18 protein-coding genes and 1 tRNA gene are annotated in these 19,927 nt (G+C 61.7%); 5 read left to right on the top strand and 14 right to left on the bottom strand.

Annotation, left to right across the window (positions count from 1 at the left end; genetic code table 11):
* Nucleotides 1-237: 237 nt before the first annotated feature.
* Nucleotides 238-1,317, top strand: coding sequence for a DUF362 domain-containing protein (locus QME84_09150; protein MDI6874430.1), 1,080 nt, complete (start codon nt 238-240; stop codon nt 1,315-1,317).
* Here QME84_09150 and QME84_09145 read toward each other — a convergent pair.
* The 7 genes from QME84_09145 to QME84_09115 form a co-directional block, all read right to left on the bottom strand.
* Complete coding sequence (locus tag QME84_09145; protein MDI6874429.1) at nt 1,314-3,173, bottom strand: aldehyde ferredoxin oxidoreductase family protein; 1,860 nt, start codon at nt 3,171-3,173, stop codon at nt 1,314-1,316. The genes QME84_09150 and QME84_09145 overlap by 4 nt on opposite strands.
* A 498-nt stretch (nt 3,174-3,671) precedes the next feature.
* Nucleotides 3,672-4,667 carry an ABC transporter permease gene (locus QME84_09140; GenBank protein ID MDI6874428.1) on the bottom strand — a complete coding sequence of 332 codons (996 nt, stop codon included), beginning with the start codon at nt 4,665-4,667 and terminating at the stop codon, nt 3,672-3,674.
* 66 nt (nt 4,668-4,733) lie between these two features.
* Complete coding sequence (locus QME84_09135) at nt 4,734-5,723, bottom strand: ATP-binding cassette domain-containing protein (GenBank protein MDI6874427.1); 990 nt, start codon at nt 5,721-5,723, stop codon at nt 4,734-4,736.
* A 403-nt stretch (nt 5,724-6,126) separates the two neighbouring features.
* Complete coding sequence (locus QME84_09130) at nt 6,127-6,600, bottom strand: MarR family transcriptional regulator (GenBank protein MDI6874426.1); 474 nt, start codon at nt 6,598-6,600, stop codon at nt 6,127-6,129.
* A 338-nt stretch (nt 6,601-6,938) separates the two neighbouring features.
* A complete protein-coding gene (locus tag QME84_09125; protein MDI6874425.1) occupies nt 6,939-7,718 on the bottom strand; it encodes a hypothetical protein in 780 nt (259 codons plus the stop codon).
* 58 nt (nt 7,719-7,776) lie between these two features.
* The gene (locus QME84_09120; protein ID MDI6874424.1) at nt 7,777-8,874 is read right to left on the bottom strand and encodes an alpha/beta fold hydrolase; all 1,098 of its coding nucleotides are present in this window, start codon (nt 8,872-8,874) and stop codon (nt 7,777-7,779) included.
* 181 nt (nt 8,875-9,055) lie between these two features.
* Nucleotides 9,056-9,523, bottom strand: a complete 468-nt coding sequence (locus QME84_09115; GenBank protein MDI6874423.1) for a MarR family transcriptional regulator — start codon at nt 9,521-9,523, stop codon at nt 9,056-9,058.
* A 544-nt stretch (nt 9,524-10,067) separates the two neighbouring features.
* Between QME84_09115 and QME84_09110 the strand changes: the two genes are divergently transcribed.
* A complete protein-coding gene (locus tag QME84_09110) occupies nt 10,068-10,676 on the top strand; it encodes a hypothetical protein (protein MDI6874422.1) in 609 nt (202 codons plus the stop codon).
* Nucleotides 10,677-10,739: 63 nt separating this feature from the next.
* Here QME84_09110 and QME84_09105 read toward each other — a convergent pair whose 3' ends face one another.
* The 4 genes from QME84_09105 to QME84_09090 form a co-directional block, all read right to left on the bottom strand.
* Nucleotides 10,740-11,183, bottom strand: a complete 444-nt coding sequence (locus tag QME84_09105; protein MDI6874421.1) for an SRPBCC domain-containing protein — start codon at nt 11,181-11,183, stop codon at nt 10,740-10,742.
* A gap of 328 nt (nt 11,184-11,511) precedes the next feature.
* Nucleotides 11,512-12,315, bottom strand: coding sequence for an MBL fold metallo-hydrolase (locus QME84_09100; GenBank protein ID MDI6874420.1), 804 nt, complete (start codon nt 12,313-12,315; stop codon nt 11,512-11,514).
* Between the two features lie 12 nt (nt 12,316-12,327).
* Nucleotides 12,328-13,488 (bottom strand): alpha/beta hydrolase, encoded by a 1,161-nt coding sequence (locus tag QME84_09095; GenBank protein MDI6874419.1) that lies wholly within the window; start codon nt 13,486-13,488, stop codon nt 12,328-12,330.
* Nucleotides 13,489-13,716: 228 nt separating this feature from the next.
* Nucleotides 13,717-14,775, bottom strand: coding sequence for an alpha/beta fold hydrolase (locus QME84_09090; protein ID MDI6874418.1), 1,059 nt, complete (start codon nt 14,773-14,775; stop codon nt 13,717-13,719).
* Nucleotides 14,776-15,382: 607 nt separating this feature from the next.
* Between QME84_09090 and QME84_09085 the strand changes: the two genes are divergently transcribed.
* Nucleotides 15,383-16,279, top strand: a complete 897-nt coding sequence (locus QME84_09085; GenBank protein ID MDI6874417.1) for a TetR family transcriptional regulator — start codon at nt 15,383-15,385, stop codon at nt 16,277-16,279.
* A gap of 282 nt (nt 16,280-16,561) precedes the next feature.
* Here the strand turns inward: QME84_09085 and QME84_09080 are convergent.
* Nucleotides 16,562-16,646: transfer RNA gene (locus QME84_09080), tRNA-Tyr, on the bottom strand.
* Nucleotides 16,647-16,759: 113 nt separating this feature from the next.
* Entirely contained in the window at nt 16,760-17,113 is a 354-nt protein-coding gene (locus QME84_09075) for an STAS domain-containing protein (GenBank protein MDI6874416.1), read from the bottom strand.
* Nucleotides 17,114-17,571: 458 nt separating this feature from the next.
* Here QME84_09075 and QME84_09070 point away from each other — a divergent pair, with 458 nt between their 5' ends.
* Nucleotides 17,572-17,958: a hypothetical protein gene (locus tag QME84_09070; protein MDI6874415.1), complete on the top strand. Its 387-nt coding sequence runs from the start codon at nt 17,572-17,574 to the stop codon at nt 17,956-17,958.
* Nucleotides 17,946-18,782, top strand: coding sequence for a SigB/SigF/SigG family RNA polymerase sigma factor (locus QME84_09065; GenBank protein ID MDI6874414.1), 837 nt, complete (start codon nt 17,946-17,948; stop codon nt 18,780-18,782). Before QME84_09070 ends, QME84_09065 begins: the two co-directional genes overlap by 13 nt.
* A gap of 65 nt (nt 18,783-18,847) precedes the next feature.
* Here the strand turns inward: QME84_09065 and QME84_09060 are convergent, their stop codons facing one another.
* Nucleotides 18,848-19,675 carry a DUF72 domain-containing protein gene (locus QME84_09060; protein MDI6874413.1) on the bottom strand — a complete coding sequence of 276 codons (828 nt, stop codon included), beginning with the start codon at nt 19,673-19,675 and terminating at the stop codon, nt 18,848-18,850.
* Nucleotides 19,676-19,927: the final 252 nt, after the last annotated feature.

The following is a 19,927-nucleotide window of genomic DNA, read 5'->3' as shown; positions in this document are numbered from 1 at the left end:
AACCCCGGCATTCCCGTATTGTAGGAAAATTTCGCCTCCTGAAGGCAGCGAAAAGGGAGACTACTGCTTAAGGCCTGCAGGCTGACGTGTTCAGCCACGATGGCGTTATTTTGCGGCGAGGGATTCGCCAAGGGAAATCAGGAGATATTATTTATTTAGCAACTGGATTATCCATACGGCATTAAGTAGAATTTTCGAGTGGGTCCCGGAACAGGTATCTATTAAGGGGGAATTCTTATGTCCGAAGTGTATTTCGCCAACATGCGCTGCGCTCCCAGCCGGGGGATGCTTGTGAAGCTCTCTGAACTATGCCGAAGGGTGGGCCTCAAGAACATCATCGCGGAGAGGGATTTCGTGGCCATCAAGACTTCCTTCGCCGAGCCCGGCGGAACCGCCTACATCCCCTCCATCTACATCCGCACCATGGTGGAGGAAGTGAAAAAGGTCGGGGGGCGGCCCTTCGTCAGCGATACCAACACTCTGTACGTGGGAGGCAGGGCTCACGCCCTCCGCCACCTGCAGACGGCGGCGGCCAACGGGTTCACCATGGAGACGGTGGGAGCCCCCATCATCATCGCCGACGGCCTGCGCGGCCACGATTTCCACGAGGTGGAGATCGAGGGCCGCATCCTCAACAAGGTGAAGATAGCCGCCGCCTTCTACCAGTCCGATGCCTTCGTGGTCATGTCCCACCTCACCGGACACGAGTTCATGGGGTTCGGGGGAGCCCTGAAGAACGTGGGCATGGGTATGGGCAGCCGGGGAGGCAAGCAGCAGATGCATTCGGACATCAAACCGGCGGTGAACCCGGAGCGGTGCACGGCCTGTGCCAAGTGCATCGAGTGGTGCCCGGCTGGCGCCATCTCCATCGTGGGTAAAGGCAAGGAAAAGTACGCCAAGATCGACCGCAACCTGTGCATCGGGTGCGGGGAGTGCACGGTGATGTGTTTCCAGGCCGCCATCCAGGTGCGCCTCACCGGGGTCCTGGAGAACGCCCAGAAGAAGGTGGTGGAATACTGCATGGGAGCCCTCAAGGGCAAGGAGAACAAGGTGGCCTTCTTCAACTTCCTGATCAACGTGACCCCGGACTGCGACTGCTGGAACTATAACGACGCCCGGGCCGTGGAGGATATCGGTATCCTGGCCAGCCGGGACATCGTGGCCATCGAGCAAGCCAGCCTGGACCTGCTGAACGAGAAGGCGGGAAAGGACCTCTTCCGCTCCATCTACCCGGCGGTGGACTGCCAGAAGCAGGTGGATTACGCCGCGGAGATGGGCCTGGGCAGCAAGGAGTACGAGCTCATCAGCATAGACTAATAAAGCCGCTCCTCCAGGTAGCCGAGGCCCAGGTCGCGCAGCTTCTCCGGCCTGGGGAGACCGTCCTCTCGCAGGCCGCGGTACTCGTAGAACTCCCGGAGCATGGTCTCCATGTCCGGGACTACCCCGGCGATGTTCCCCTCCTTGACCGGGGTCATTATCCTCTGGCCCAGGCGGTCGTCGGCCCCGGTGGCTCCCCAGATGTGGCCCAGGCAGCGTTGTAGGAACCAGACCCGCTCCCCAGCCCTCATCATGGCCTCCACGTCCCACCCGTAGCCGGCCACGGCGTTGAAGAGTCCCACCAGGATGGGGATGGTGAAGTCCGTGGCCGGGAATTCGCACCAGCAGGCGGAGTTCATGATACAGCCCAGGTCGGTGGCCTTGGCCACCGACTCCGCCTTGGTCTCCGTGGTCATCCCCGGGTGGTGCTTATCCAGCCCTATCTCCGGCCAGCGGATGGCCCCCCACTCCAGCTGGTAGGTCATGTTGGAGACGTGGCAGGCCCCCCGCACGGAGATGGCGTAGGCCAGGCCGTCCCCCCAGTCCAGGCGCGGGTCGTGCATGGGGGCCTCCAGGCCCTTGGTGTCGGTGAGGAAGCGCTCGCTGCCTCCTCCTACCTCCTCGGACGCGGCCCGGGAGCCCTTGGCCAGGAGGGCGGCCAGCTTTCCCTCCCTCCTCACCAGCTTGGGCAGGAGGTCGATAATCGTGTCTATGTCCCCCCACTTGAGCTCAATGCCCTCGTAGTCCTCGGGCTTGAGGATGCCATGCTCGTAACAGTCCATGGCCCAGGCGAAGGTGGCCCCGCAGGTGATGGTATCCATGCCCAGCCTGTTGCAGATGTCGTTTATCTTGGCCACCGCCCGGAGGTTGGAGTTCATGAGCATGGTCCCGAAGGCCCCCAGGGTCTCGTATTCCGGGCCCGGGCCGGGCCCCATGGCGTAGGGTCCCTCCTCCACCTGGACCACCGGCTTGCAGCGCACCACGCAGTGGCGGCAGGCGCGCCTCCTCACCAGGATCTCCTCGGTGAGTGTTACGCCCGAAAGGCGCTCTCCTCCCTCCTCCCAGATTCCCAGCCCCCAGTTGCGGGTGGGGACGTCCCCCTCGATCATCTTGGACTCCATGTTGCTGGGGGTCCCGAAGGCGCGCAGGGCCTTGGTCATCCCGCTCCGTTCCACCCGGGCGGTATAGGCCTTGGCCAGCTCCTCGAATTTCTCCGGGTCCCTGTAAGTCATCCGGAGGTCCCCCTTGGCCACCACGGCCTTGAGGTTCTTGGAGGCCATCACCGTGCCCATCCCGGTGCGCCCGAAGACGTGCCCGTAGTCGTTGACGATGCTCCCGAAGGGGATGAGGTTCTCGGAAGCGGGGCCGACGGCCAGCACCCTGTAGGTCTTGCCGTGCCTCTCCTTGAGGATATCGGTGGTCTCGTAGGTGTCCTTTCCCCAGAGGTCGGAGGCGGGAAGGAGCTGCGCCGACCCCTCTTCCACCAGGAGGTAGACGGGCTGGTCCGACTTTCCATGGAAGAAGATGGCATCATAGCCGCAGCGCTTCAGCTCCGGCCCGAAGTTTCCCCCGCAGGAGGCCTGGCCCCAGATCCGGGTGAGGGGGGAGCGTGAGCCTACCGACAGGCGGCTGGAACCCGAGAGTCCCACGCCGGTCAGGGGTCCGGCGGCGAAGATCAGCGGGTTCTCTGGATCCAAGGGCTCCGCCTCCAGGTGCCCGTGGTCGTAAAGCAGCTTGGCGGCTAGCCCGGCCCCACCTATGTAATCCCGGTACATCTCCTCGGGGAGTTCCCTGTCCTCCATCCTTCCCGAGCCCAGGTCCACCACCAGGATCTTTCCCATGTTCCCGAAGGCCATCGTCTCCTCCTTTCCGGCTCTACCCCACCGATCCCCACAAGGTTGGCCGCGGAAAAAGGCAAAAGGTGTTTTTCTCCCCGCTGTTTCCCTTCCCCTCGAAAAAGGTCATCCGAGCCCAGTGCAGACAACCATCTTGCGGAGTACCTCACGCCCTTTCCTCGCTGAAGTTGACTTCAATGTAAATTATATAGAAGTGAGGTCAGCCATACTACCGGTGGGTTAACGGGCACGAGTGAAGGGCTGTCCCAAGAAAACACGCGTCTTGCAAGCGACCACCGCGTCTCAGGTGTCTCCGCCTGGGACACGATCATGGCCTCCAGCGGCTGGCCCATGTGATTAAATCACCTGTTCGGCAGGGTATCGAATGGCTACCCATCGCGGTCCCGTCGGCAAGGAGCAAACGGTCTCCAATCCGTCGCCCGTAATACCTGGGCCGAACTCGCGATTTTCCCTCCCCCGTGCCCGGATTGTCCCCGGACAATTACCAAGTGAGCTCCGTCATTCCGCACGGTTGAACTGCCAGAGGGCCAAGGTGAAGAGGAAGGCGCCGAAACCGGCCATCACCAGCACGTCCAGCCAGAGCGGGTGGGCCTGGGCGGGGAGGGAAGCCTGCTGGGCCATGGTGGAGAGGGCCGAGGGATCCGGGTATCCCTTGCCCAGCCCGATCCTCAGTATCTCTGGGTCCTTGAACCAGGCGGCGAATTGGGCCAGGTTGCTGGGCATCCCCGATGCCAGGTTCATGCCCTTGAGCATTATCCCCCGCAGCGCGTCCACCCCGTAGGTCAGGGGGTCGATCTTGGTGAGGACGTCCATCCAGCGGGGCAGCCCTTGTAGGGGGAAGAAGGCCCCGGAGAGGAAGAACATGGGCATGAGGAGGAAGTTCATGATTATGGGAAATCCTTCCATGGAGGTCATGCGCGCGGCCACGGACACCCCCAGGGAGGTAAGGCTCAAGGACATAAGTATTATAAGGGGCATTACCGCCAGGACCTTCCACAGGGTGTCCAGGCTGAAACCGTAGACCCACGGGGTGAAGGCCAGGACCAGGAAGATGGCCCCCTGGATGAGGGCGGTGATGGAGCCCCCGATGATCTTGCCCAGGGCCACGCTAGAGCGGGGAACCGGGGAGACCAGGACCTCCTTGAGGAACCCGAATTCCCGGTCCCAGATGATGGAAATGGCCGAGAACACCGAGGTGAAGAGGACGGTGAGCCCGAGGATGCCGGGGAACATGAACTTGATGTAGGGAACGTCGCCTCCCCCGAAGACCTTGAAGGCGCTCTGCATCCCCACCCCCAGGAGGGCCAGGTACATGATGGGCTGGGCGAACCCTCCTATGCGCCGCGCCCGGTCACGCCAGAACCGCCGGAACTCCCTCAACACGATGATGTATATCCCGCGCATGGCCCAGCTAAGGCCGGAGGATTTACTTCTGGCAGGCGTCGTGATCTCTTCTGATCCCAGGTCTACCGCTTTCTCCTCCAGAGCTCCCATCCTTGTTTCCTCCGGTTCTTCCGATAAACCGCCTCGACTTCCCGTGTCCGCGTACCACCCGTGCGCCTAACGGGCGAAGGGAGGCCTCACCCTGGTCACCATCTGCCTCATGCCTGCGAGTCCATCCGCTTCATCGTCCCGGATCTCCCTTCCGGTGAGCTTGAGGAATACGTCGTCCAGGGTGGGGCGATGCAGGCTGATGGACTGGATGGGCACGTCCAGCTCACGGATTAGCCGGGGGATGAACTCCTCGCCTCGCTCCACCTCGAAGCACAGACAGTCACGGTCCTCGAGGATGCTCACCCTGAACCTCTCCTTCAAGAGCTCCTCGGCACGGGCATCGTCTTCGGTCTTCATGCGGATGACGTCCCCACCCACCATGTTCTTGAGGTTTTCGGGCGTGTCCATGGCGATGATGTTCCCGTGGTCGATGATGGCGATGCGGTCGCAGTGCTCCGCCTCCTCCATGTAATGGGTGGTGAGGAAGATGGTGATCTCCTCGCGTCTCCTCAGGTCCTTGATGTAATCCCAGATATACCTCCGGGTCTGGGGATCCAGGCCGATGGTGGGCTCGTCCAGGAAGAGCACTCGGGGATGGTGCAGGAGCCCCCGGGCGATCTCCAGCCTCCTCTTCATGCCCCCGGAGAAGGTGATCACCAGGTCGTCGGCGCGGTCCAGGAGATCCACCATCTCCAGGAGTTCCCGCTTGCGGCTCTCCCGGATGGAAGGGGGAACGGCGTAGACCACGGCGTGGAAGTCCAGGTTCTCGTTTGCGGTGAGACGGTCGTCCAGGCTGGGGTCCTGGAAGACCAGGCCTATGCGCTGGCGTACCTCCCGCTTGTGCTTCACCACGTCAAAACCGTCCACCGTGGCCTTTCCGGCGGTGGGGGTGAGCAGCGTGCACAGCATGTTGATGGTGGTGGTCTTCCCCGCCCCGTTGGGACCCAGGAACCCGAAGACCTCCCCCCGGTCAACGTTGAAGGTCACCCCGTTCACGGCGACCAGGTCCCCGAACTTCCTCACCAGTCCCTCGACTTCCACCGCGTAATCTTTCATGTACCTTCCTCCCGGTCACCCACCCTCCGGGTCATAAGACCTTTTTTAGCACAGCTAAACATAGCATAACTTAAAACCTCCCTCGCCGCCCTGTCAATATGCAGGATCATGGAGGCGGGAAGCCGCCTGTCCATGCTGGCCCATGTCCCCTCGCTTGGACACCAAGGTCCCCGCACCCCCGAGAGAATTGCCTTCCCGCCCCGAAGATGGGCAGAGGGCGACCGAAGATCGAAGCCAGGCCCCGGTCGCATCATCGATCCGTCATGGCGCCTGTAAAAACCGTTTTTCTGCTCAAAGAACAATGCAGCCCTCTCCAGTCATTCTTCGAATCGTAGAAGCGTTTCTTGGGACCGAATCGCACTCCAGTGCGACATCCAATAAAGGCAAGGGGTTTCCGGAAGGTCTACCCTCGATCCGATTCCCCTTCCAGGGCGGCCGAAAGCCGGGCGGTGAACCTCTCCAGCCACCCCAGGAAGGACTCGATCTCCCGCAGGTCATGGTCATCGATGAGTCTCAGGAGCTCCTCCTTCTGCATCATCCCCAGTTCCTCCAGGATTCGGTGGCCTTCCCGCGTGAGGCGTACCCGGGTAAGGCGGCGGTTCTCCGGGTCCTTCCATCTCTCCAGCCACCCCTTCTCGCAAAGGTTGTCGATCATCCGGCTGGCGGTGGGCGCCGCCACCATCATCACCTGGGAGGCCTGGGTGACGGTCATCTCCCCGTGGGCTTTGACCATCTTCAGGAGGAAGAACTGGGGCAGGGTCACCCCGTGCTTGCCCACAGCCCGGCGAAAGGCGTTGCCCCGGATGCGCATGATGACGCCGAGGCTCTCGATGAGGCGTTCCGCCAGTTCCTCCCGCCGCTCCCGCTCCTTCGTCATGCCGACTTCCTCCGCCTCCCGCGCTGGGGGAGTGATTCTCTCTCGCGCCGCCACGCCAACATTATGCCACACCCACCACCGTCATAAGGGTGGAAAGGATATCTCACGCCCCGCGAGGCAACCGATGCTCGAGAGAAACGTCGGGGGCCGTTAACCCTGCCTGGCAAGTCCCTTTCTCACCGCGGCAGAGCAGCGAGTTCCGTGGGAAGCTCCGGGATATCCCTCCTCGACGTGGGATTGGCAATCTGAAGCCAGGGAAGCGCATCGGGCACGCCTGTTACACGAAGCGATCGGGACCCGGACCGCGCGTCACGTCCTAGATAGAGCACCTCCCCCGCTCAGAGAAGGCGGGTTAGCTCGCGCACGTCGTCCAGTTCCTCCAGACGGTCCACCGTCTCCGCGATCTCCTCCCGGCGCGCGTCGTCCAGGATGTCCCGGGTGCAGATGGCGAGCTTCTCCCCCACGTCCACCGGGTTGAGATGGGAACCCCTCATCGCTTCCGTGAACCTGGAGACCTTCCGGCCGTCCCTGAGTAACAAGGTCACCTCCCCAGCATTGACGCCCTCCTCCATCTCCTTCAGGTCGAGCAGGGGATCGGCGGTGTAGGAAAAACGCCCCAGGAACCTCCGCAATTCGGGGTCCTTCATCCTTTCCTTCCTGAACTGGGCCGCGGTGAGTTCCCGGTCCATGACGGCCACCGCCAGGGGATAGGTGGCGTCGAAGAACAGGGGGACCGGGGTCAGCCATTCCGTCTCCGCGATGCGGTCCATGAGGTCCAGGAGCTCCTCCAGGGGCCGGCGCAGCAGCAGGGTCACCGTGGGGCACCTCACCTCCACCCTATCAATATCCTTCCAGGTGATCGAATGCTCCTCGAGCAGTTCCAGCGCCGAATCCACCAGGGCATCCAGCCACCCGCAGCAGGGATAGACCTTGGGGGAGTGGGTGTCCGTCCTCCAGTCGGTACCCAGGTCCCTTACCATCTCCTCCAGGTCATACCTCTCGAACACGGCGTTGGAAAAGCCGTCTGGATGCTCTATGATGCCCCGGAAGCCGTGCATACCGTGGGCGGCGAGGGAGGCAGCGGTTATCCCGGCCAGCGCCGGGGCTCCGGTTATCATCCCCTTGGTGCCGGACATCCACCCGGCGAAACACTGGGTGAGGGGCGGAAAGCAGGCCTTACCTTCCTTTCTCGAATCCCTGGCTCTCGCGCTCGGCCCAGTAGTCGAGAAAGCCGCGCATCACCGCCCAGTACCAGTCCTCGTCGAAGCCCATGAAGGCGCAGTGCGAGCCGGTGGGAAGCACCCAGATGTCCAGGTTGGGATTGCCGCGGCCGGCCCGGCGCAGCTCCTCCATCTCCTCCACCGGGCACACCGGATCGTCCTCGGCATGCACTATGAGCACCGGGTGCTCAATCCGGTCCACGAAGTTCCGGGGGCTGGAGAGGGCATAGATGGCCTCCTCGCTCTTCCCGTAATGGGGGGCCACCACCTCCCGCACGTAGCGCCGGAAATCCGGGGAGAAGGGCCGGTCGCCCAGGGTGGCCACTATCTCTTCCTTTCCCCGGCGCAGCATCTCCAGGCGCCTTATCTCGGTCAGGAAAATGAAGGCCGCGTAATAGGGGAAGAAGGGGTCGTTCACGGGAGGCCTGCGGCTGAATCGAGACACTATCGCCTCCATGGAGGCGAATCCGCTCCAGGCGATGATTCCCCCGGTGATGTAGGAATAGAGGTCGTTCTGGTAAGCCGCGTTCAGGACCGCGCTCGCGCCCAGGCTGTAGCCCACAGCCCCTACACTGGTAACTTCTTCCATCCCGCCCAGGAAGCGGCAGGCACCCAGGATGTCCTGTCCTTCCTTCCACCCGCCCGTGGAGGGAGCGTGCGAGAGGTCCCGGCTCTCGCCGAAGTCGCGCAGGTCCAGGGCCAGGACGTTGTAGTCCCATTCCGAGAAGGCCTTGAGGGCCGCCTCCATGATGTAGTTTTTGTTCTTGGAGCCGTGGAAGCCGTGGCAGAAGACCACCCCGGGGCGCCTCCTGCCGTCCCGGTGCAGCCCCAGGATCCCCACCAGGGGCGTATCATCCAGGCTGGGAAACACTACCTTCTCGAAGTTCTCGGGATAAGGACGGGTGCCGTCCGGCATGGCGCCCAGGATGTCCGTGCTTATCCTGGTAAAGTCCGGTGAGTAGGCATCCGCGAGGGCCAGGAGGCGCGGCCTGCGCGGCACGAAGGGAATCTCGCGCAGCCTCTCCCCTATCTCCACCATGCTCTTTACGGACATCGCCTTCCCTCCGGCTGACGAGAATCCCGCAACGCAAGTGATCCGCCTTGTTCCTCCGAGCTCCTATCCGTCACTTGACTCCCCAAGCCCTTGGGAAATCCGGAATGCGGATCAGCCGCTCCTGCCATCGGGCTTTTTCCGTCCTTCCCGGAACCCCGATTTGTTCTCCGCGATACGCAAATCACCTGCCGATCTCGCCTATGCCTTCCCTGAGCTTTCCGAGGGCTGCAAAGAGGGCGGCGGCCTCCGACTCCGTAAGCCTGCCCATGATCCTCTCCCCCAGCCGGGCTATCTCCGGCACCACTTTCTCCTTCAGCTCCTCCGCCAGCTCCCTTCCTTTTTCGGTCAGGGAGACGTAAACCACCCGCCTGTCCCCGCGGCCGCGCCTTCTCCTCACCAGGCCCTTCGCCTCCAGCCTGTCCACCAGGCCGGTCACCGTGCAGCGCGCGCGGGAGAGTCCCTCGCTCAACTGGCCCAGGGTCTGCGAACCCGCCTTGCTCAAGAGCAGGATGGCCCTGAGCTGGACGAAGGTCACCCGGTTCTCGCGCAGCCACTCGGCGGCCCTCTCGTTCCAGGCCTCCGCGATGCCGGTGACCGCGTCGAGCACCTTCTCAAATCCGTCTTTCCCGCTTTCTATCCTCCCCGCCATACCTCTCGAACGTCCCCCTCATGTAAATATTTTATATATAAACTTTTTACATAAAAATTGCATGGCTCAAGCTCGACGTCAAGCGATCGTCGCCGTCCTAAACCACGCCGCTCGCCAAAGGACCTCGATCGCCCGACCGACGGAGGGGATACCGGGCTAATCGGCTTTCTTCCCCAGGCCGGGTCATGGGTGTCGATATCTCGACGCCACCGGTGACGCGTACCATGTGCCGGAGCGTTCCCCGGTGGAATACGGACGGCCCACCCCCGCCCACGAATACCGGATGTCCACGTGGACGGACACGGCCGAACCGTACACCTGCCCGCTCGCCTGGGCACTCGAAGCGGGCGGAAAGACCGCTTCGGGGGTTCAACGCTTCCGGATAGGGAATAATGTAGAAAAAGTCACAGTTTTCGCCGCGCCGCGTCGGATCAACACCTTCGGATGGTCGGTTGGGAAGCGAAAAAACCGCTAGCGCGAGGCGGATAAGAAACCGGGGGCGCCGCGAAGCCAAGCCGGCAAGCGGAAGGATAAGGAGAAGCGCATGGTCTCACCGATCACCATGCGGGGAGATGAGGGGAGGCTGGCCACCGTTCTGGAGGCGCTGCGGAGATCGCTCGCCGCCACCAGGAAATACATCTTCGGGAGCATGGCCTTTTACCTGGTCCTCGTCACCGTTTTCGCCATCCTGGTGGCCACCGTAAAGGACCCCGAGGCCAGGGGAGCGGACCTGGGGATCCTCATCCTGGTGTCCCTGGGGCTTCTGGGTCTTTGGATCTCCGCCCTGCGCGGGTTGCACGGCAGGAAGATCAACCCGGCCGTCTTCCTCAACCTTTTCCGCCTTCCCCTCACGGAGGACCTCCGAAAGATGGAGGACCACGACTCCTGGGACAGCGAGGAAGAACGCCTGCGCAAGGCCGTGGAACTGCTGGAACACCAGGCCGCCGCGGAAAGGGAACACCGGGACTGGCCCAACCGGCTGCTCAGCCTGTCGGTGATAACCGCCATCGATCTGCTCATCTGGCTGGCCTGGAAAAACTGGGTAATGGCCCTGGTGAACCAGGTCATAGCCATGATCGTGAGCCAGGTGCATATCTCCATGGGCCCAAGGAGGGCCATCGAAGCCCTGGCCTCCCTGGAAGAACGCGAGTGACGGGCGAGCCACGGGAAAAAGTCTCTTTATCTCCATACGGAGAGGGGTCACATGCGGCTTCCTTTAACCGGCCTCGGCGCGTTCCCGGTGCGCCCGGTTCATGGCCTGGAAGGGCCCGCCGGACAACCTCTCCACCACCGGCATGACCAGGGGAGCGAGCAGGCCCTTGACCAGCACCCCGTGCCGGAGCAGGGTGCCTCCTCCCGGCTCCGGCTCGAGTATCCAGTAATGCTCGAAGTCGAAGATCCCGGGCAGCGGCGGCCAGCCGCCCCAGCGCAACTCCCTTTCCGGGACCACCACCCGCAGCCGGGGATTAAAGGTCCTCCCCCTTTTCCTCTCCCGGGGATGGAAGCGGACCCTCAGCCTGGCGCCTTCCCGGATCTCCCCCTCCGCCCACCTGATCATGGGGTTCCATGCAGGGTAGGAGGAGAGGTCGGTGAGCACCTCCCAGACCCGGCGCGGCGAGGCCTTGATAACCACGCTGGTGACCATCTCCCTTTCCGGCACCTTCATACCTCCATTACCCTAGGAACTCCTCGGGGCGGCGTAAATTTCGCTCCCGTCAAACTCCGCCCGTCTACCCGAAAAACATGTTCCGGAACAACCTCATTATAAGGGCCGCAACCCTATCCAACCCACTCCTTGGAACACGTGCGAGGACAAGGCTCGCTTGCCCTCAGGAGTCCTTGTAGTCCAGCGTTCGCATCGATTTTCCATCTTTTCCCATTGATTTCCCTTCCCTTATTATTTAACCGTCGCTGAAACCCGGTCTTCCCCGGCTCCTTCTCCCCCTCCCGATCTTCGTTTCTTTTTCCCGTCCTTCCGATTTTCCACCTCAATCCAGGGGTCGCCCGAATCGACCGCGATATTCGAACTGGTCGTGGGCGGCGATAAGTACCACGTCGTCCAGCAAGCCCCTCACTTTCACGAGCTGGTAAAGGGCCAGGGGGAGGTTCACGTGGGCCATGGTGCGGAATCCCGTTACCCCCAGGGGGGCCTTGTTCCCCTCCCTCAGCTCCTCCTTAACGTAAAAGGCGTCTCCGCAATGGAGAAGCCATCCCTCGCAGGTGTACACCGCCACCCCGCAGTGGCCACGGGTATGGCCTCGCAGGGGAACCAGGAACAAGCCCTCGGGAAGGCCGCGCAGGGGAATGCGCCTGAGATCCCGCCACTCCTCCCCCTGCCTTTCGTCGTAGGTCTCCCATCGCGGTCCGTGGGCGAAGTGGCAGGGGCGGTACCTCTCCCTCTCCCGCGCATTGCGTGGGGAAAGTGCCGCTTCTTTCTCCTTCCCCAGCACGTGGACCCTGGCGTAGGGAAAATCTGCCAGCCCTCCCGCGTGGTCGCGGTCCAGGTGGGTACAGATGATGTCGCTCACCTCGTCGGGGTCATGGCCGAGACTCTTCACCTGTTCCCTGGCGGTCAAGCCGGTATCCATGCGTGGGTTCAAAAGCCAGGCCCCGAACTTGCCCAAGCGGGCGGGGTCGGCCACGTCCCGGGTCCCGAAACCGGCGTCCACCAGCACCAGCCTCCCCTCGTCCTCCAGGAGAAGGCACAGGCAAGGGACCCGGTCCAGGTGGGGAACGAAAACCGGGGCCAGGCGGGGGTGCATAAGGCCGCAATTCAAGAAGTGGACTTTCACCTTCTCTCCTTTCTACCGCCCTACCGCGCCCGGTGCCGCGAGGCGCTCCTGCAACCACTCGAAGCTCAAGTCCAGCCACTCCCGGTAATGTCCCATGGCGCAATGGTCGTCGTTCTCGTAGAGCTTGAGCAAGGCCCGGGGGGCCCGGGCGCAGAGGAGCAGGGAGTCCTCGCTTCCCAGCAGGGTGTCTCTCTCGCCGTTGATCACCAGCACGGGAATGCGGATGCGTCTGAGGAGATCGTTCCTTTCCAGGGAGAGGGCACGCAGCTTCTCCCCCATCTCGGCCAGGTTTCTCGCACCGGTGACCTTCTTGAGCGCTTCCACGACGATCTCCGGCGTTCCCGGGAAATTGGACATCCCGAAGGCCCGGTGCAGCGGGGCCCCGCAGACCACGGCGCAGGACAGGTGCGGACTCACCACCGCCATTCTCGCCGCCCAGTAACCCCCGAAGCTCACCCCCACCATGGCCAGGCGCTCGGGATCCACCCGGGGGTGCGTGACGAAGTATTCGATCACCCGGGAGTAAATACGTTCCGACTCTCCACTCATGGGCTTCCGGTAGGAATAGGTTCCAGGCATCTCCATGAGGAAGACCCCCAGGCGGGCCTCCCGGTATTCCAGGAGGGGCAGGGCGAGTTCCTGCAAGGTGCCCTCCAACCCGTTGGTAATGATCACCATGGGAACCCGGTTTTCCCCGGGAGGGAAGCGCACCATGCCCTCCACCTTCTCCCCTTCCGCCTCTAGGACCACCTTCTCCATGTGTTCGTCCACCATGGGGGCTACCCTCTCGAAAAGGTCCCTGGCCTTGCGGTAAGCCTCCAGGCGCCCGGGCGAGGTTCCCGGGAAGGCGCTCACCGTGTAGTAGGTGATTGCCTTGATGTACAGGTCCACGGCCTCCTGAGTAACCTCGCCTCCCGCGCTGCGGAGAGCCTTCTCCGCCCTCTCCTGGTAGGAGGCGGCGATGGCGTTCCAGTACCCGCACCAGCGGGAGTCCTCGAAGGACTTGAGCTCATCCAGCTGCCGGGAGAAAGCCGCCGCGTCCAGGCCCCCCATGTTGGCATAGCGCAAGGTGAAGAGCCGGGGCAGGAAGCGGCGCACTCCCAGCCTGGACGCCGCCCGCTCGGTGGTCCCGGTGAGCATGCACGTGGTGACCAGGATGTCCTCCGCGATCATCGATAACCTCCTCTTGGCCGCTCCCTATTACTCATCTCCTTGCTTCTTTTTTGCCCTTCAAATTAACCGGAAGACGCCCTGGCCAGGGCCCTGGCCGATGCCGCTCATCTGCTTGCTTCTGAGTTCCGCCCTGCAAATCAACCCGCCGCCCCATTCTCAATCCGCCGGTCTCCATGGCGGGAGATACGGATTACGGGGCGCGTCCAACTCCTCCCAGTGCCTTTTTTCTCATCCGCTTTCCCCGCCTTCCCCCGGAGCAGCGTCCTCCCGCCACATGATCTCCTTCAGCCATTCCGCAATGGAAGGCACGATCTCGTCCACGTAGTCGATCATCACCAGGTGGGGCGCATCCGGTAGATAGAGGAATTTTTTCTCGCAACGCAGGCGATCGTAGACGCGTCGCACGTAGTCCTCGGGGAAGATGTTGTCCTTCCCAGAATGAATGACCATCACCGGGGTGGTTATCTCCTCCACCCGCCTGGCCAGGGGCGTGGTGGGCAGGGAATAGAGGGCCCCCAGGCTCACCGCGTTCACCGCCAGGGGGTCCTGCTTCAAGAATTCGGCCACGTCGGGCACCAGGCGCGTGGGTTCCGCGGCCAGGTCCAGGTAGGTGGTCACGGGAATCATCAACTTTCCCAGCGGGGATTCCATGAGCGGCTTGAACAGGGGGAGCAGGGGCATCAGGGGACGGAAGAGGGAGGGATTGCGGGTCATGCGGTAATTGTCCGGCTCGTCGGGTGCGATGAGGTTATGGCATACCGCTGCCTTGAGGCGCGGCTCCGCCGCCGCGCAGTAGAAGGCGGTCATCCCTCCCTGGCTGGAGCCGGCAATCGCCACCCTGGGGTGGTAGCGGCGCACGACATGATCGATGACCGCCTGTGCGTCCTCCACCAGCCCCCCCAGGGTATAAACGCCGCGCCAGCCCGAACTCATGCCGTGGCCGCGGGGATCGAACCCCACCACGTTGAAGCCCCGGCGGCTGAGCTTGTACAGGAACTCCGTGTACAGCAAGGCGTAGACGCTGGTCCCGGGCACGAATACCACGACCGGGTCCTCGGGTTGGCTCCGGAAATGGTAAAGCCGCAGTTCCCGGTCCTCCAGGTATAGCGCCTCATCCTCCCAGGTGCCGTAAAGCTCACCCATTCCCACCCTCACCAGCAGGGAACGGGCGTAAGCCTCGGCCTTTTCCCTTTCGGGAACCGGCTTGTTCATGACCTTCAGGCTGTAGGCCGCCCATGCGCCGGCCCCCAGCGCCGTTCCCACCGCCGCCAGCGTTCTTGCCTTCAAGGCCGACCTCCTTTCCCTCCGCGACTGCCGGACCGCGGCCCTGGTGATTCCCGTTTTAAGCATGTCACACCGGTGAATGCAGGGCCTCTCTTCGTCCCCACCGCCTGGATGCCCACCCCCATACTATCCATCCAACGGGAGACATCCCCGCCACGGGGTTGAGACATTTTCGTCCCCGCCGCCTGGATGCCCTCCGCCGCCGTACGTCATCGCCTCCCGGGAGCTTTAAAACCTATACTGTCCATGACCTATCCGCTCTTGTTATTCACGGAACGCCACGTTCACGAAACGCCATCCGAACGAGAAGGCGTCGCTCCGCGGACGGCATCCGTTTTACCCCCCCCGTGTCAACCCCCACGGTTTTCGAAGATTCGACTTACAGATAAATGAGTGAATTCTCATTCAATATTTTGGGTTTATATTATATAAAGCCAGCCCGGTTAAGATGTCAAGGAACAACTTTAGCACGCTGAAATCCATTCATATTGAGATATTTCCCAATGATCATCCTTCTCCTCCTTCCTGCACTTTTCCCGCTTTAACAATTATTGATGGTTTGTTATTATTAGTTTTATTTATTACTAATACACAATATTTGCGGTGAAGGATGAGCGAGGTGACCAACGTGGAAACTGATGCCCAGGTGTTGAGGATGAGCGACCTGGAGAGGCTCTCCGGGATACCACGTCACACCATACACCAGTACATCAGGCGCGGCCTTCTCCCCCCACCGGTGAAGACGGGAAAGACCTCCGCCTACTACAACGAGATCCACCTGGAGGGCCTGAAAAAAATCCGGGAAATCAAGGGAGGGTCACGCCTGCCCCTTTCCTACCTTAAGCGTCTGCTGGACGAGAGCGGCGCGGAAAACGGGAAGGGAGAAGAAACGGCTATCGTTCAAGGGGAGCATAACCACCGGGAGGACGAGAAGGAAAAGAAGCGGCGTCGCATAAGGGAAGCCGCCCTGGAGCTCTTCGTCCGGAAGGGCTACGGGGGCACCAAGATCAAGGATATCACCTCCCGCGCCGGTGTGTCGGTGGGCACTTTTTATCTTTACTACCGGGACAAGAAAGAATTGTTCATGGATGCTGTCGATGAATTGATACAAAGCGTTGTCCACGCCATAGAGAAAGAGGCCTCCCGGGACGGCGATCCCTTCCGGAAAGCCATCCGCACGGCGCGCTTCTACCTGGATAATTATTCCAAGTTCTCAGTTATCATCAATCAGCTGCGGGGCATGATGGTAACCGAGAATCCCGACGCTTATCACAAGTACATAGCCCTACACAAGCGAATAGCCGATCCTGTGGTCCGCGAGCTGCGCAATGCCGCCAAGCGAGGACTGATCAGGGACCTGGATCCGGAACTTCTGGCCCGCGCGGTCATGGGGATAGTGGAGTTCACGGCCATTTTTCTGACCTTCGACCGCCGCTATGACTCCGGAGAGGCAGTGGCTTTTATCGTGGATCTACTCAAAAACGGCCTGAGGGTGTCCAAGGAATAAGACTTATCCTTGCGATAACGTCCGCACCTCCTTCCGGTATGCCAAACTCCCATGTCTATGAATTCGGATGTTCCCTGAAGGCGACGGAACCGGAAGTGGCCCGAAAACAGATGGACGTAATGCCAATACCGGGAAATATTGTTCCTTTTTCGCCTGAACGGGTCATTGCAATAGGTCAATTGCGTCGACACGCATTCTACGGAAATTCTTGAAGGTTGACGTTTATCGGCATGCTTTCCTCTAAAAAACAGGCCGGAAACACGATGCTCCGGCCTCCTATCCTGGTGGGGGAGGGTGGATTCGAACCACCGAAGGCTGCGCCAACGGATTTACAGTCCGTCCCCTTTGGCCACTCGGGTACTCCCCCGCTAAACTCTCTACGTCCCGGTTCCTCTCCGGTTCCTGCTCCTATAGGGTCCGCTCTGCTTATCTATCCCCCCGCCGTCCACCGACGAAGGGAAGGCATCCCGGGTTCCCCTTTCAATCATCTAGGCACCGCTGCAAATTATCGTAAATGGCGAACACTTTGTCCAGACCGGTAATGGAAAAGACCTTCATGATACTACGTTTGCTGCACACCAGGCGGATGCGTCCGCCCTCCATGCTGGTCCTCTTGAGCACCGCCACCAGCACCCCCAGGCCGGTGGAATCCATGAAGTCCAGGCCGTCGAGGTCCACGACGATGTCACGCTTACCGGAGTCGATCAACTGGTAGACGGTCTCCTTGAACTGCGGGGAGGTGGAGAGGTCCACCTCGCCCTCCAGCTCCACCACGGGTATTCCCCGCTCCTCCCTCACCCTGGTCTGAAAAAAGACCGTCCTCTTTTCTTCCACGCAAACTCCTTTCCCGGACCCCCCGCACCAATCTATTCTCAATTCCCATTTAACATGAAACCCTCGCAGCTTATCAACCCGACACATGATAAAAACCCCTTTACGCTCCGTTTGGTTCACACCGGGATATCCGGATTGTTCTCCTAGTGCGGGGACCTTAACCCGCTCTTTCTTCCTCCGGCAATCGTCCAGGGAGCGGCCGCCATCCGGTTCGAGTTCGCCGAGGCAGTAAAACGGCATCGGTGGCGCAGGACCCGGCCATCCGCCTTGCTGAAGCGGGTGATGGGTTGATTTCCCCCCGGACGATACCGTGAAAAAGTGCGGGGCGAACCGCCTGGAGTTTGAGCCTCGCGGTTTGGGGAAAATTATAAGACTAAGACTATGGACGCGCCCTCCCACAGGCCATGAGGGTAAGGCTGCGGACGGCCCACGGCAGGCCGGGAAAGGAGGTTTGACCGTTGAGGGACAGCGGCGATCTGGTCAGGCTGCGCCTTCCCGCCGAACCCTTCTCCAGGCAGCTTATCAGGCTGGCTGTCTTCCTGGTGGCCAGCCGCATGAACTTCGATCTCTCCACGCTGGAGGACCTCCGCCTGGCCGTGGACGAAGCCAGCAGCTTCGCCATCGCCCATTCCCCGCCCGAATCCTCCCTGGAAGTTGAAATAGAGCCGGGAAAGGAGTACCTTGAAATCGAGCTAAGATCCCGGTTTGCCGAGAACGGGGAGAAACGAACCACCGTACCGGAATCATTCAGCCGCATGATCATGGAGTCCGTCGTGGACCAGATGGACCTTCGGAGGGAGAAAGATACCTGCCGCATCCTGTTGAGAAAGAGATGCGCCGGCTAGTCGAAGTGCGCCGGGATGATGAACCCCACGAGGAGAAATCCGTGCGCGAAGAGGAGGAGAGGCGGCGGGAAAGGCGGGAGAAGGTCCGGGAACTGTTCGAAGAGTTGCGCCGGACCGGGGACCCGCGGATACGCGATCAGCTCATCGCCCACAACATCCACCTGGTGGAATACCTGGCCCGGAAATTTGCCAACCGGGGCGAGCCCCTCGAGGACCTGCTGCAGGTAGGATTCATCGGCCTCATCAAGGCCATCGACCGCTATGACCTGGACCGCGGCGTGGAGTTCAGCACCTACGCCACGCCCACCATCGTGGGGGAACTAAAGCGCTACTTCCGGGACAAGGGCTGGGCCATCCGCATACCTCGGCGCCTGCAGATGCGCGACTTGGAGCTCAACCAGGCCGTGGACCACCTCACCCAGGAACTGCACCGCGCTCCCACCCTCCAGGAGGTGGCCGAGCACCTGGAGATAAGCCTGGAGGAAGTTGTGGAGATCATGGAAAGCTCCTACGCCGCCAATTACCTGAGCCTGGACAACATCTTCTACACCAACGAGGGGGAGGACCGGGGTTTCAGCCTCCTGGACTACCTGGGAGGGGAGGACGACGATTTCTCCCTGGCCGAGGACCGGGACACCCTGGCCAAGCTCATCTCCAGGCTATCCGACCGGGAGCAGAAGGTCATCTACATGCGGTTCTTCCGGGGAATGACTCAGATGGAGATCGCCCGGGAGCTGAACATCTCCCAGATGCACGTCTCCCGCCTGCTGCGCAAGATACTGGACAAGCTCCGCGGCGACCTGGATAGCGACGCCCTGGAATGACCGTTTCCGCCGGCTCCCTGCCACTGCCCTTTCCGGCCCATTCCCGTCCGGGCCGGGAAATTATGTCATTCCTCCCAAAGCTTCGGGTAACCCGTTTCCGCCCCCAGCGGCACCACCCTCTCCGGGGGCAGGAGGGAGGCCAGCATGACCGCGTTGCGGGGGGCCTTACCCCGGTAGTGGTTGTTGAAGATGGCGTAGGTCCGCTCCGCCTTTTCGTCCAGCTCCAGGATCCTCGGAACCCACTCCCCCAGCTCGTCCTCGGTGTATAGATAGTCGTACCTCTCCCACGACTCCCGGTTGCGGTCCCACCAGGTCTCGTAATTGCGGCCGTGGAACCTCACGTATCCGATACGGGAGGTCAGGAAAACGTGCGGGCGCACAAGTCCTTTCAGGCGCGGCTCATCAACGCAGCAGAAACCCATGCCCAGCTCGCGGAGCAGGCCCAGGGTCTCATCGGTGATCCATCCCTCGTTTCTGAATTCCACCACCAGCTCACGGTCGGGGATGAGCTCCCGGAAACGGCGGAGGTAGTCGCGGTTGGCGGGGGTGTTCTTAAATCCCCAGGGAAACTGGGCCAACACGCAGCCCAGCTTCCCGTAGTCCTCCAGGGGGCGGATGACCTCCAGGAAACGCCGGAAGTCCTCCTCGTTGTCCTCGTACTTGTGTGTTAGCCCCTGGTAGGCCTTGACGACGAACTGGAAGTCCCGTGGTGTTCTCCGGGCCATGGAGAGGATGGTGCGCGGCGATGGAAGGGCGTGCCAGGTGCTGTTCACCTCCACCACCGGGAACCGGGATGAATAGTACTCCAGCATGTAGCGTTTATCCTGGTCCTCGGGGTAGAAACGCCCCTTCCAGTCCTGATAGCTGAACCCGGCCGTCCCGATATGGATCATGCCCTTGAACCTCCTCCTACCGGGCGCCTCGACGGATCATCCCGGCCCACCCGATCGATGAACCACCCACGGCGGTTGGGTTCGGGCTCGAGCCGGCTACAAGTGGATGTTGGCCGCCCGCCGGCCCGCTGTCCCTTACCCTTACCATCATGATAACCCTTGTTCGACGATGGCCGGTGATCGGGGGACATTGCGGACGGAAAGGGCGGCCAGGTGCTCCAGCGAAATGCAACCGGCAATTTCATGATTACC

This window comes from Actinomycetota bacterium (genome assembly GCA_030019255.1).
Taxonomy (GTDB): Bacteria; Actinomycetota; Geothermincolia; order Geothermincolales; family RBG-13-55-18; genus Solincola_A.
The sequence above is the reverse complement of the archived record's forward strand: the minus strand, read 5'-3'. Positions and strand labels throughout refer to the sequence as shown.

Coding starts and splice junctions, on each gene's coding strand:
- QME84_09150 (MDI6874430.1), top strand. CDS start 238: ATGTCCGAAGTGTATTTCGCCAACATGCGCTGCGCTCCCAGCCGGGGG.
- QME84_09145 (MDI6874429.1), bottom strand. CDS start 3,173: ATGGCCTTCGGGAACATGGGAAAGATCCTGGTGGTGGACCTGGGCTCG.
- QME84_09140 (MDI6874428.1), bottom strand. CDS start 4,667: ATGGGAGCTCTGGAGGAGAAAGCGGTAGACCTGGGATCAGAAGAGATC.
- QME84_09135 (MDI6874427.1), bottom strand. CDS start 5,723: ATGAAAGATTACGCGGTGGAAGTCGAGGGACTGGTGAGGAAGTTCGGG.
- QME84_09130 (MDI6874426.1), bottom strand. CDS start 6,600: ATGACGAAGGAGCGGGAGCGGCGGGAGGAACTGGCGGAACGCCTCATC.
- QME84_09125 (MDI6874425.1), bottom strand. CDS start 7,718: ATGATAACCGGAGCCCCGGCGCTGGCCGGGATAACCGCTGCCTCCCTC.
- QME84_09120 (MDI6874424.1), bottom strand. CDS start 8,874: ATGTCCGTAAAGAGCATGGTGGAGATAGGGGAGAGGCTGCGCGAGATT.
- QME84_09115 (MDI6874423.1), bottom strand. CDS start 9,523: ATGGCGGGGAGGATAGAAAGCGGGAAAGACGGATTTGAGAAGGTGCTC.
- QME84_09110 (MDI6874422.1), top strand. CDS start 10,068: ATGGTCTCACCGATCACCATGCGGGGAGATGAGGGGAGGCTGGCCACC.
- QME84_09095 (MDI6874419.1), bottom strand. CDS start 13,488: ATGATCGCGGAGGACATCCTGGTCACCACGTGCATGCTCACCGGGACC.
- QME84_09085 (MDI6874417.1), top strand. CDS start 15,383: ATGAGCGAGGTGACCAACGTGGAAACTGATGCCCAGGTGTTGAGGATG.
- QME84_09065 (MDI6874414.1), top strand. CDS start 17,946: ATGCGCCGGCTAGTCGAAGTGCGCCGGGATGATGAACCCCACGAGGAG.
- QME84_09060 (MDI6874413.1), bottom strand. CDS start 19,675: ATGATCCATATCGGGACGGCCGGGTTCAGCTATCAGGACTGGAAGGGG.